Origin of the sequence: Hydrogenophaga sp. (genome assembly GCF_019264445.1) — a bacterium.
In the GTDB taxonomy this organism is placed as follows: Bacteria; Pseudomonadota; Gammaproteobacteria; order Burkholderiales; family Burkholderiaceae_C; genus Hydrogenophaga.
On record NZ_JAHVAB010000015.1, the window covers coordinates 18,859 to 31,167 of the forward strand.

Sequence of the window (12,309 nt, forward strand, 5' to 3'; positions counted from 1 at the left end):
CTCCGCGCCATGGCAACTATTCTGGTCGTAGACGATGAACTGGGGATTCGGGACCTGCTCTCGGAAATCCTCAACGACGAAGGCCACACGGTCGAACTCGCTGAAAACGCCGCGCAGGCGCGCGCCGTGCGTGCCCAATTGCGCCCCGACCTCGTGTTGCTCGACATCTGGATGCCCGACACCGATGGCGTGACCCTGCTCAAGGAATGGGCCAGCGGTGGCCTGCTGTCCATGCCTGTGATCATGATGAGCGGCCATGCCACCATCGACACCGCAGTGGAAGCCACACGCATTGGTGCCACCGCGTTCCTTGAGAAACCCATCACCATGGCCAAGCTGCTCAAGGCCGTGGACCAGGGGCTCAACAAAACGCCTGCCAAACCCGGCGGCAACCTCGCGCCCACCCTGCGCATGGTGGGCTCGCTCTCGGCCGACCTCGCCGTGGACACCACGATGGCTGGCGCGGCATTGCCCGAGCCTGTGCTGGACCTGGGCCCGCAGTCCCTGCAGTCGTTCAACCTCGACGGCCCATTGCGCGAAGCGCGCGACGAATTCGAAAAAGCGTACTTCGAGTACCACCTCGCCAAGGAGTCGGGTTCCATGACCCGCGTGGCCGAAAAGACCGGCCTGGAGCGCACCCACCTCTACCGAAAGCTCAAGCAGCTGGGCGTCGACCTGGCCCGAAGCAAGCGCAGCGCACTCTGATCAACGCCCGTCGTCGGGGTGGGCTTTTGAAGCTGCTACAATCTCGCTTCTTTCCAAGGCCCGGTAGCTCAGTTGGTAGAGCAGCGGATTGAAAATCCGCGTGTCGATGGTTCGATTCCGTCCCAGGCCACCAAATCTCGCAAAAGCCCATCCACCGCGATGGGCTTTTGCATTTCTGGGCTGGCTCATTCCATGCGAATGCCGAGCGGCCCCACGCTCTTCTCTGGAGACACGATGGCTGATGTGAATGCGGCGCTGCTGCGCGACGACTTGTTGAACCGGTTCACTGAAGGCCTTGTCATCCGCACCGCCGCGCAGCTGGCCCACGAGGCGCGCGAAGATGGTGAGAGCCTGAAGGACCTGGTGACGCGCTACGAGATCGACTATGCGTGGCACGTGCTCGGTTCGGACCGCACGCGCCAGGCTTGTCTGGCCGTGCTGGAGGCGGGCGGCGCCCGCCCCGCGTCGGACGCACACCGTGCGGTGCTCAATGCGCTGCTGGACGCCGCCGCTGCGGCGCAGCCGGTCGATGCGTTGATGAGTTTCGACAACGACGTGCCGGCTCAGCTGGGCGCGTTGCTGGGCGCGTGGTTCGAACGCGAGGCTGTCACCGCCGTTTGATGGCCTGAGAGAGCGGGTGGCGCCGGGGTGGCGCGCCTGCCCTCGCGGTCAGCGCCAGCCAGGCGCTTTCTTCAGCACGAAGTTCATGACCGGTCCCTCGCCGGTGCGGCCCTGGGCGGGCCTGCGAATGCCGCGCAGTTCCTGTGCGCAACTGGCAGGGGTGACGTTGCCTTCCCACACCGCGTCCATGGTGACGCCGTCGGCCGATTCATCGAGGTTGAATTCGCCGTCGGTGACGTCGCCCGACACCAGGGCCTGCCGGTCGTTGCCGACGGTGCTGCGCTTGAGGTTGCCGCGCACGCTGCCGGGGTACTCGGGGTGGCGCTCGAAGAGCAGCGCGCCGGTGGATGCCGGGGCGGCCTCGCTGCCGCCCTCCTGCGGCCACAGTGTGAGTTGCCACAGGCCGTAGAGCTGGCTGGGTGCCATGTCAGCGGGCTGGGTGCAGGCGGAGGGTGGCGCGCTGGCGGGCTGCGCGGATGCGACGGAGCCCAGGAGCAGGGCCAGCAGGGTGGCACTCACGGAGGGGATGCAGCAACGGGTCATGGGGTGAGGTCGGCCGCTTTCTGTGCGGCCTGATCGTTGGCGCGCTTGGCGAACTCGGCGCGCAAGGCGCGCAGTTTCTCGCGCGGGTCTTCCTTGATGGTGGCCTGGTCCAGCGCCATTTCCTGGATGAAGCGGCTGGCCTGGCCCGGGATGCTTTCGCGCCCCTTCTTGCGCCGCTTGAGCCAGCTCACCGCCAGCGTGCGTTGCGCGCGGGTGATGCCCACGTACATCAGTCGGCGTTCTTCCTGCAGTCGCTGCGCCATGTTCTCGGCCGCGGCGTCGCTCTGGCCCGGCTCTTCTTCCAGCTTGAAGGGCAGCAGGCCTTCGTTCACGCCCACCAGCATGACGTGGGGCCACTCCAGCCCTTTGGAGGCGTGCAAGGTGGAGAGCGTCACCACGTTCTGGTCCTGCTCGCGCTCGCTCAGCGTGGAGAGCAGCGCAATCGTCTGCACCACTTCCAGCAGGCTCTTGCGTTCGGTCTCCACCTGCACGCCCGCGTCGTCCTCCAGCTTGCCGCCGCAGCGCCCGGCGACCCAGTCGCAGAAGTCCATCACATTGGTCCAGCGCGCGGCGGCGACCTTTTCGTTGTCTTCGCTGTCGTACAAGTGCTTCTCGTACCCGATGTCCTTGAGCCAGTCGTTGAGGAAGGCGCGCGCGGCTTCATGGCCGACGGTGCTCTTGGCGCGGTACTCCAGGTCGTTCACCGCGCGGCCGAATTCGTGCAGCGTGGCCACAGCGCGCGCGGGCAGGGCGGTGCCCAGTGAGCTGGCGAAGAGGGCCTCGAACAGGCTGAGCTTGTACTGCGTGGCAAAGGTGCCCAGCGCCTGCAAGGTGGTGTGGCCAATGCCCCGTTTGGGTGTGGTGGCCGAGCGCAGGAACGCCGGGTCGTCGTCGTTGTTCACCAGCAGGCGCAGCCAGGCGCAGAGGTCGCGGATCTCGGCCTTGTCGAAGAAGCTCTGGCCGCCCGAGACCTTGTACGGAATCTGGGCCTTGCGCAGCGACTGCTCGAACGAGCGCGCCATGTGGTTGGCGCGGTACAGGATGGCGAAGTCGCGCCACTCCTTGTGCTGCGAGCTCGACCGCAAGCTCTGGATGCGCGCGACGGCGCGCTCGGCCTCGTGCTCTTCGTTGTCCGCGTCCACCACGCGCACGGGCTCGCCCTCGCCCAGATCGCTCCACAGCGTTTTGGGAAACAGCTTCGGGTTGGGGCCGATCACGTTGTTGGCCGCGCGCAGGATGGCGCTGGTGGAGCGGTAGTTCTGCTCCAGCTTGATGACTTTCAGCTCGGGGAAGTCCTGCGGCAGCTTCTTCAGGTTGTCCAGCGTGGCGCCGCGCCAGCCATAGATGGACTGGTCGTCATCGCCCACGGCGGTGAAGCGTGCGCGCTCGCCCACCAGCAGCTTGAGCAGTTCGTACTGCGTGGCGTTGGTGTCCTGGTACTCGTCGACCAGCACATGGCCCATCTTTTTTTGCCAGCGCGCGCGCACGTCCTCGTGTTCGTTCAGCAGCTTGAGCGGCAGGCTGATGAGGTCGTCGAAATCGACGCTCTGGTAGGCGGTGAGGCGCTCTTCGTAGCGCGCCATGATGGTCGCCATCACGCGCTCGTCCTCGTCCTTGGCCTGCGCGAGCGCCTGCGCCGAGTTGAGACCCGCGCTCTTCCACGCGCTGATGCCCCACTGCCAGCCCCGGGCGGTGGCCGCGTCGGTGGTGCCGCCGCAGTCCTTGAGCAGGCTGGTGATGTCGTCGGTGTCGAGGATGGAGAACTGCTTCTTCAGGCCGAGCGCGGCGCCGTCTTCGCGCAGCAGGCGCACACCCAGCGCGTGAAAGGTGCAGATCAGCACCTTCTTGGCATCGCGGCCCACGAGCTGCGCGGCGCGCTCGCGCATTTCGGCGGCGGCCTTGTTGGTGAAGGTGATGGCCGCGATGCGGTCGGCCGCCAGGCCTGCCTGAATGAGGCGCCCGATCTTGTGCGTGATCACGCGCGTCTTGCCGGAGCCCGCGCCGGCCAGCACCAAGCAGGGTCCGCCCAGGTGGTTCACGGCTTCGAGTTGGGCAAGGTTCAGGCCGTGGGACATGGGAGCGGGAGGGCGTCTCGAAGCGTCAAAAAAGAGCGTTGGATCATACCGGGCGGGGTGTCGGCGGCGGCCCGCTGGCACCTGAGACAATCGGCGCCGTGTTGCACATCCTGCTGGTCACCTTCCCGTTTTTTGCGCTCGTGCTGGCCGGCTACGTGGCGGCACGCCGGCGCATGCTCCCGCTGGAGGCCATTCCGGGGCTCAACGGCTTCGTGCTGTTCTTCGCGCTGCCCTGCATGCTGTACCGCTTCGGCTCCACCACGCCCATCGCGCAACTGCTGGACGCCTGGGTCGCGGGCCTTTACCTTTTGTGCGGCCTGGTGGTGGTGGCCGTCACCATCGCCTTCACGCTGAATGCGCGCACGCGCTGGAACGACGCGGCGCTCGGTGCGCTGGTGGCGGCGTTTCCCAACTCGGGCTTCATGGGCGTGCCGCTCATCGTGGCGCTACTCGGTGCGTCGGCGGCGGGCACCGTGATTCTCACCATGGTGGTCGACATGGTGATCACCAGCTCGCTGTGCATTGCGCTCTCGCGCCTGGACGACGCGCAGGGCAATGGCCGCTCGGCGGTGTTCGATGCCGCGCGCAAGGCGCTCAAAGGCGTGCTCACCAACCCGATGCCCTGGGCCATCATTCTGGGCGGCGTGGCCTCGGCCTGGGCGTTCACCTTGCCCAAGCCGCTGGAGCAGACCGTCTGGCTGCTGGCCGATTCGGCCTCGCCGGTGGCGCTGTTCACCATTGGCGCCGTGCTGGCGCGCGCGCAAATGACGGCCAACCACCCCATGCCGCTGGCCGACTATGTGCCGGTGGCGATGATGAAGCTCTTCGTGCACCCGCTGCTGGTGCTCGCGGTGGGCTCGCTGGCCATCCGTGCGGGCGCGCCGCTCTCGCCCTCAGCGCTCACCGTGATGGTGCTCGCGGCCGCGCTGCCCAGTGCCAGCAACGTTTCGTTGCTGGCCGAGCGCTTCGGCGCGGACAACGGGCGCATCGCCCGCATCATCCTGGTCACCACGGCGGTGGCCTTCCTGACCTTCTCGGGCGCTGTCACGCTGCTGACGTGAGTCGACCCCCACGATGGGTGGGGCGCAGGAACAATAGTCATAGACTATTGAATAAATCTTCTCAATTGTTTTGACATATGCTCTTGGGCTCTTTAAAGTCCATCGAGTCGATTTCAGGAGATGTCCATGCGTTCATTGCCCAAGCCCAGCACCCCGCTGGTTTCTCCCGCGCCCTCGTGGCTGGAGCGACTCGCTGCGCTGGCGTTGGCCCATTGATCCGCACGCTCCCCGCGCGCCCTTTCGTTACCTCTCAGCCCATCCACAACAAGGAGATCCCATGAGCGAAGCCAAATGCCCTTTCCACCACGCTGCCGGTGGAGGCACCACGAACAAGGACTGGTGGCCCAACCAGTTGCGCGTGGACCTGCTGAACCAGCACTCGAACAAGTCCGACCCGCTGGGTGAGGCGTTCGATTACGCCGAAGCGTTCAAGTCGCTGGACTACAAGGCGCTCAAGGCCGATCTGGTCAAGCTCATGACCGACAGCCAGGACTGGTGGCCCGCCGACTTCGGTCACTACGGCCCCCAGATGATCCGCATGGCCTGGCACTCGGCCGGCACCTACCGCCTGGCCGATGGCCGGGGGGGTGGCGGCCGTGGCCAGCAGCGGTTTGCGCCGCTCAACTCGTGGCCCGACAACGTCAACATCGACAAGTCGCGCCGCCTGCTCTGGCCGATCAAGCAGAAGTACGGCCAGAAGATTTCGTGGGCCGACCTGTTCATCCTCGCCGGCAACGTGGCGCTGGAGACCATGGGCTTTCGCACCTTCGGTTTTGCGGGTGGCCGTGAAGACGTGTGGGAACCCGACCACGACGTGAACTGGGGCGCAGAAACCGCGTGGCTGGCGACGGACAAGCGTTTCCACGGGGACCGTGAGCTGGACGACAACCTGGCCGCCACGCACATGGGCCTGATCTACGTGAACCCCGAAGGCCCGAACGCCAGCGGCGACTACCTCGCCGCCGCCAAGGACATCCGCGTCACCTTCAGCCGCATGGCCATGGACGACGAGGAAATCGTGGCCCTGATCGCGGGCGGCCACACCTTCGGCAAGTCGCACGGTGCTGCACCCGAGCACCACAAGGGCCCCGAGCCGGAAGCCGCGGGCATTGAGGCGCAAGGCCTGGGCTGGAACAGCAACTACGGCAGCGGCCACGGCAAGGACACGGTGTCCAGCGGCCTGGAAGTCACCTGGACCAAAACGCCAGCGCTGTGGAGCAACAACTTCTTCGAGAACCTTTTCAACTTCGAATGGGAACTCACGAAGTCGCCAGCCGGTGCCAAGCAGTGGGTCGCCAAGGACGCGCCCGAGATCATTCCGGACGCGCACATCCCGGGCAAGTTCCACAAGCCCACGATGCTCACCACCGACCTCACGCTGCGCTTCGACCCCGAGTTCGGCAAGATTTCCAAGCGCTTCCACGAAGACCCGCAGTCGTTTGCCGAGGCCTTCGCCCGCGCCTGGTTCAAGCTGACCCACCGCGACATGGGCCCGAAGGCACGCTACCTCGGCCCCGAAGTGCCGAAGGAAGACCTGATCTGGCAAGACCCGCTGCCCGCGGCCACGCTCAAGCCCACGGCGGCGGACATCGCCGATGCCAAGGCCAGGATCGCGGCGTCGGGTTTGTCGGTGTCGGAGCTGGTGTCGGTGGCCTGGGCCTCGGCGTCCACCTTCCGCGGTGGCGACAAGCGGGGCGGCGCCAACGGCGCGCGCCTGGCGCTCGCACCGCAGAAAGACTGGGCGGTCAACCAGGTGGCCGTGAAGGCGCTGGACAAGCTGCGCGGCATTGCCGGCAAGGTGTCGCTGGCGGATGTGATCGTGCTCGCCGGGGTGGTGGGCGTGGAGCAGGCGGCGCAGGCCGCGGGCGTGGCGGTGCAGGTGCCGTTCGCCCCGGGCCGTGTGGACGCCACGCAGGCGCAGACCGACATCCCCTCGTTCGAGGTGATGGAGCCCCAGGCCGACGGCTTCCGCAACTTCCGCAAGGGCCGCATCGGCGCCGCCACCGAGGCCTTGCTGGTGGACCGCGCGCAGCTGCTCACGCTGACCGCGCCCGAAATGACGGCGCTGGTCGGTGGTCTGCGCGTGCTGGGCACCAACGCCGACGGCAGCGCACACGGTGTGTTCACGAACAAGGTGGGCGCGCTGACCAACGACTTCTTCGTCAACCTGCTCGACATGGGCACGGAATGGAAGGCGGTGGACAGCGAGGCCGAGGTGTTCGAGGGCCGTGACCGCAAGACCGGCGCGGTGAAATTCACCGGCACGCGCAACGACCTGATCTTCGGCTCCAACTCGGTGCTGCGGGCCTACGCCGAGGTGTATGCCAGCGCCGACGGCCAGCCGAAGTTCGTGCGCGATTTCGTCGCCGCCTGGACCAAGGTCATGAACCTGGACCGCTACGACCTCGTGTGATCCACACCCGCGCGCAGCGCCAAAGCCCCGGGCTTCACCGCCCTGGGCTTTTTCATTTCTTGCCCAGCGCCTCCTGCTCCAGCAGCAGGTAGGTGTTGTAGGCGTTCATGCGGTTGGCCGGGCCAAACATCGGCATGGCCGCGAAGGCCGACCAGTCGGTCTTGTCGTAGGCCTCGTCGAACGGCACGAAGTTCTCGACCGCGTCGCCCATGCTCTGGCGCAGGTGCTTGAGGTAGTCGCGCGTGGTGCCGATGTCTTTTTTCGGGTCGGTGGACACCGCGCCATGGCCGGGCACCACCGCCTTGGCATCGAAGGCGAGCAGGCGATCGAGCGAAAGCACCCACTGCCGGCTGTTGGCCTGGCCCACGAACGGCAGGCGTCCGTGGAAGAACAGGTCGCCGGCGAACAGCACTTTTTCCGACGGCACGTACACCGTGAGGTCCTCCGGCGTGTGCGACGGACCCACCGGCGTGAGCTCGAACACCACGCCGCCGACCTTGAGCGAGGTCGCACCGTCGAGCCAGAGGTCGGCCGGGACGATGCGCGTCTGGTCGTCGATCCAGGGCGCGAGGTCGGTGCGCGAGGCCTCCAGGCGCAGGCGCGCCGTGTCCGACTGGATGTACTCGCGCGAGGCACGGTGCGCAACGATCTGAGCGCCCAGCTGCTTGAAGTGCTGCAGGCCGTAGATGTGGTCGGCGTGGTAGTGGGTGACGATGACGTGGGTGATCGGCCGGTCGGTCAGCTGGCGGATCGCCTGCGTGAGCCGCTCGGCCAGGCGCGGCGAGCCCAGCGCGTCCACCACCACGACGCCTGCGGGCGTGATCACGAAGCCGGCGTTGCTGATGAAGTTCTGGTTCCTCGTCGATCCGAGCTGGGTCAGGCCCTGCACGTAGTGGCTGTGGGGCCCCACCTGCTCCACGCGCATGGGGGGGCCGGCTTCGGTGGAGGGTTGTGCCCAGGTGGCGTTCAGGGTGAGGGCGAGCAGGGGCGCGAGCCACCAGCGGGGTGCGAATCGGGGCACAGGCACGTCTCCTTGGGTGTGATGCCGCTCTTATATCGCAGTTTGCTTATATTTAAGCGCGCCACGGCCGGCGGCCGTTGCGGACTCAGATGGCCAGGGGATCGACGTCCACCGCGAAGCGCACCAGCCCGCGCGCCTCGGGCAGGCTGCGGCAGGCCAGCAGCACGGGTTGCCAGGCGTTGAGGAAACGCTGCAGCGCAGCGCGCGAGGCGGCTTCCACCAGCAGCTGCGCGCGCTCGACGTTCGCCACGCGCTGGATGGTCAGCGGCACCGCCGGGTACAGCGTGACGTCGTCGCGGTGCGGCAGTCCGTCGGCGGCCTGCGCGGCGGCGTTCAGGTAGGCCTGCGCCGCCTGCTGCGTGCGGGCGTCGGCGCGCAGCAGCGCCTGGTGCCCAAACGGCGGCATGCCGGCGCTTTCGCGCTCGGCCAGTTGCTGCGCGGCGAAGGCCGGGAAGTCGTGGCGGCGCAGCGCGTCGAACAGCGGGTGCTGCGGCGTCCAGGTCTGTACCCAGAGCTCGCTCTCGCTGCCCTGGCGGGTCACAAAGGCGGCATCGCGCCCGGCGCGCCCGCCGGCCTGCATGAGCAGCGCAAACAAGCGCTCGGGTGCGCGGTAGTCGCTGGCAAACAGGCCCGAGTCGGCGTTGATGCCCGCCACCAGCGTGATGCGCCGGAAGTCGTGGCCTTTGGCGATCATCTGGGTGCCCACCAGCACGTCCACCTCGCCGCTGTGCATGGTCGCCAGCTGCACCTCCAGGCTGCCCTTGAGGCGGGTGGAATCGGCGTCCATGCGCGCCACGCGCGCCGGGCCTCCGTCGGGGCGTTGCACGTCGGCCAGCAGGCCGGCGAGCTGTTCTTCGAGCTGTTCGGTGCCGCGACCCACCGGCGCAATGTCGAGGTTGCCGCACTCGGGGCAGGCGCGCGGCACGCGTTCGGTGAAGCCGCAGTGGTGGCAGCGCAGGGTGCGGTCGAGTTTGTGGAAGACGCGGTAGGCGCTGCAGTGCGGGCAGGCGCTTTTCCAGCCGCAGTCGTGGCAGGCCAGCACCGGTGCATAGCCGCGCCGGTTGAGCAGCACCATGCATTGCTCGCCGCGCGCGATGCGCTCGGCCATGGCCGCCACCAGTGGGGGCGCGAGCAGCGCGCCCTTGGGCTGGTGGTTCATGTCGACCACGCGCAGGCGCGGCAGCGCGCCGCCCCCGATGCGCGCCGGCATGGACAGGCGCAGGTAGCGGCCCTGGTCGGCGGCGTGCCAGGTCTCCAGCGAAGGCGTGGCCGAGCCCAGCACCACGCGGCATCGGGGGGCGGGCGCAGCTGCGGTGGCTTCTGCCGCCAGCGCCTCGCTTTCCACCTTGGCGCGGTACACCGCCAGATCGCGGGCCGAATACCGCGCGCCTTCCTGGCTCTTGTAGCTGGGGTCGTGTTCCTCGTCGACCACGATCAGCCGCAGCCCCGGCAGGCTGGCGAGCACGGCCATGCGCGTGCCGAGCACGATGCGCGCCTGCCCCGTGTGCGCCGCCAGCCAGCCGGCCAGGCGCTGGGCGGGCGTCATGCCGCTGTGCAGGCAGACCAGCGCACCGGCGCCAAACAAGGGCTCGAAGCGCTCCCGAAAGCGCGCCTCCAGCTGAGGCGTGAGGTTGATCTCCGGCACCATCACCAGCGCCTGCGCATCGGGCTGCGATTGCAGCGCGTGCTCGGTGGCCTGCAGGTAGACCTCGGTCTTGCCGCTGCCGGTGGCGCCAAACAGCAGCACCGGGGCGGTGGCGGCTTCCAGGGCCTGGAGCGCTTCGCGCTGTTCCTCGCTCAGCGCGGGGGCGTGCTGGCCGGGCGCATCGGCGGGTGCGCTCGCGGCGCCAGCGCGCGCGCCCTGCTGCTTTTTCAGGCGCCGTGCGAGCTGCACCGTGCTGAGGTCGCGCAGCTGGGGCGGCAGCGCGGCCAGCGCCACCTCACCCAGGCTGCGCTGGTAGTACTGCGCTGCAAAACGCACCAGCTGGCGCCAGCGGGCGTTGAGCGGCGGCAGGCCTTCGAGCACGCTGGCCACCGCGCGGGTCTGCGCTTCGCTCAAGCCTTCGGGTGGTTCGGTGGGGCATTCCCACACCACGCCCAGCACCTCGCGCGCGCCCAGCGGCACCCGCACCAGGGTGCCCGGCGCGAGCGACAACTCACTTCGGTAAGTGAGCAGGGCACCCACGCCGCTGTGCGCGGGCGTGGCCACGACGACGCTGGGCCAGAAAGCCATGCTTAGCGCCCATTCCTCAGCTGGACTGTCGAAAAGCGCGCTAAGTTGTTGATTTGACAGTGCATCGAAACATATCCAGACTTTTTGTGGATAACTTTGTTGATAGATTGCTTTTCTGCTGCCGGAAGCCTTGCAAATCAAGGGTTTGCTTAAACTGCCTTCAAAAAAAGCACAAATTAAAAGCTATATGAATCAATGGCTTACGCCGGTATTGGAAGAAATGCCTAGTGTGCCGACGGGGCTCGGGTTTATGGCGCACCGCAGCACAGGTTTTGTGCATAAGTGAGCCTTGTCAAGTGCGATTTTTGGCATTTTTTGTGTTATGGCCGCATGTGCCCCGGTGTTTGACAGGCCTGTGACGCTGTCATACAGGCTGGGGAACGGCCAGGAAAAACCACCGGAGCGGGCGCACTGGGCCCCGGTTGCGCTGCGAAAACCGCAGCGCTTCAGGCGGGCTGGCGCAGCCGCTTCGAATGCGAATGCACCGCATCCACCAGCACCGACACGTGTTCCGGGGGCGTGTGCTGGCTGATGCCGTGGCCCAGGTTGAAGATGTGCGTGGGCCCGGTGCCACTGCCCTGGTGCGGGGCACCGAAGCTCTCCAGCACCGCGGCCACTTCGGCATCGATGCGCTCGGGCGGTGCAAACAGCACGTTGGGGTCGATGTTGCCTTGCAAGGCCTTGCCGTGGGCGCCTTCGCCCACCTGCGCGCGCGCGCGCGCCAGGTTCACGGTCCAGTCCAGGCCGAGGGCGTGGCAGTCCAGGTCTTTCATGTCGTCGAGCCACAGGCCACCGCCCTTGGTGAACACGATGCGCGGAATCACGGCGCCTTCGTGCTCGCGCTTGAGCTGTGCCAGCACGCGCCGCGTGTAGGCCAGGCTGAAGTCCTGGAACTTGCCGTCGGCCAGCACGCCGCCCCAGCTGTCGAACACCATGACGGCCTGTGCGCCGGCTTCGATCTGGGCGTTGAGGTAGGCCGCAACCGCGTCGGCGTTGATCGCCAGGATGCGGTGCATGAGGTCCGGGCGGCTGTACATGAGCGACTTGACGGCGCGGTAGTCGTCGCTGCCGCCGCCCTCGACCATGTAGCAGGCCAGCGTCCAGGGGCTGCCGGAAAAGCCGATCAGGGGCACGCGGCCGTTGAGCGCACGGCGGATCGAGGTGACCGCGTCGAACACGTAACGCAGCTTGTCCATGTCGGGCACGGCGAGGGTGGCCACGTCGGCTTCGGTGCGCACGGTCTTGGCGAACTTGGGGCCTTCACCGAGCGCAAACGACAGGCCCAGGCCCATGGCGTCGGGCACGGTGAGGATGTCGCTGAACAGAATGGCCGCGTCCAGTGCGTAGCGGTCCAGCGGCTGCAGCGTCACCTCGGTGGCGTAGTCGGTGTTGGTGGCCAGCCCCATGAAGCTGCCTGCCTTGGCGCGCGTGTCGCGGTACTCGGGCAGATAGCGACCCGCCTGGCGCATGAGCCACACGGGGGTGTGGTCGGTGGACTGACGAAGGCAGGCGCGCAGGAATGTGTCGTTTTGCAGTGGGGCGAAGGGCATGTCGTTGGACCAGTACAAGGGGTGGGGGTATGCGCAGATTATGGAAGGTCTGGCTACGGTGCCAGCACGAGTGGCAAAACCCGAGCT

The 12,309-nt window shown here is 67.3% G+C and carries 9 protein-coding genes and 1 tRNA gene; 5 read left to right on the top strand and 5 right to left on the bottom strand.

What is annotated here, in order from left to right; genetic code table 11:
• The first annotated feature begins 9 nt into the window (after positions 1-9).
• The 3 genes from KXJ60_RS01760 to KXJ60_RS01770 all read left to right on the top strand — a co-directional run bounded on the left by KXJ60_RS01760 (position 10) and on the right by KXJ60_RS01770 (position 1,326).
• On the top strand, positions 10-705 hold the full coding sequence (locus KXJ60_RS01760; RefSeq protein WP_291123686.1) for a response regulator: 696 nt from the start codon (positions 10-12) through the stop codon (positions 703-705).
• A 57-nt stretch (positions 706-762) separates the two neighbouring features.
• Positions 763-838 (top strand) — tRNA-Phe (locus tag KXJ60_RS01765).
• Positions 839-939: 101 nt separating this feature from the next.
• A complete protein-coding gene (locus tag KXJ60_RS01770; protein WP_291123687.1) occupies positions 940-1,326 on the top strand; it encodes a hypothetical protein in 387 nt (128 codons plus the stop codon).
• Positions 1,327-1,374: 48 nt separating this feature from the next.
• On the opposite strand, the gene KXJ60_RS01775 is transcribed toward KXJ60_RS01770, so the two are convergent.
• A complete protein-coding gene (locus tag KXJ60_RS01775) occupies positions 1,375-1,845 on the bottom strand; it encodes a hypothetical protein (protein ID WP_291123688.1) in 471 nt (156 codons plus the stop codon).
• Between the two features lie 20 nt (positions 1,846-1,865).
• Positions 1,866-3,944 carry a UvrD-helicase domain-containing protein gene (locus tag KXJ60_RS01780; RefSeq protein WP_291123689.1) on the bottom strand — a complete coding sequence of 693 codons (2,079 nt, stop codon included), beginning with the start codon at positions 3,942-3,944 and terminating at the stop codon, positions 1,866-1,868.
• A gap of 98 nt (positions 3,945-4,042) precedes the next feature.
• On the opposite strand from KXJ60_RS01780, the gene KXJ60_RS01785 reads away from it, so the two are divergent.
• Entirely contained in the window at positions 4,043-5,005 is a 963-nt protein-coding gene (locus KXJ60_RS01785; protein ID WP_291123690.1) for an AEC family transporter, read from the top strand.
• 277 nt (positions 5,006-5,282) lie between these two features.
• Positions 5,283-7,418 (top strand): catalase/peroxidase HPI, encoded by a 2,136-nt coding sequence (gene katG, locus KXJ60_RS01790; protein ID WP_291123691.1) that lies wholly within the window; start codon positions 5,283-5,285, stop codon positions 7,416-7,418.
• A gap of 52 nt (positions 7,419-7,470) precedes the next feature.
• Here the strand turns inward: katG and KXJ60_RS01795 are convergent, their stop codons facing one another.
• From KXJ60_RS01795 to hemE, 3 genes are all read right to left on the bottom strand, one after another.
• Positions 7,471-8,439 carry an MBL fold metallo-hydrolase gene (locus KXJ60_RS01795; RefSeq protein WP_363318039.1) on the bottom strand — a complete coding sequence of 323 codons (969 nt, stop codon included), beginning with the start codon at positions 8,437-8,439 and terminating at the stop codon, positions 7,471-7,473.
• An 85-nt stretch (positions 8,440-8,524) separates the two neighbouring features.
• Positions 8,525-10,672: a primosomal protein N' gene (gene priA, locus KXJ60_RS01800; protein ID WP_291123692.1), complete on the bottom strand. Its 2,148-nt coding sequence runs from the start codon at positions 10,670-10,672 to the stop codon at positions 8,525-8,527.
• Positions 10,673-11,118: 446 nt separating this feature from the next.
• Positions 11,119-12,222 (bottom strand): uroporphyrinogen decarboxylase, encoded by a 1,104-nt coding sequence (hemE, locus tag KXJ60_RS01805; RefSeq protein ID WP_291123693.1) that lies wholly within the window; start codon positions 12,220-12,222, stop codon positions 11,119-11,121.
• Positions 12,223-12,309 lie beyond the last annotated feature (87 nt).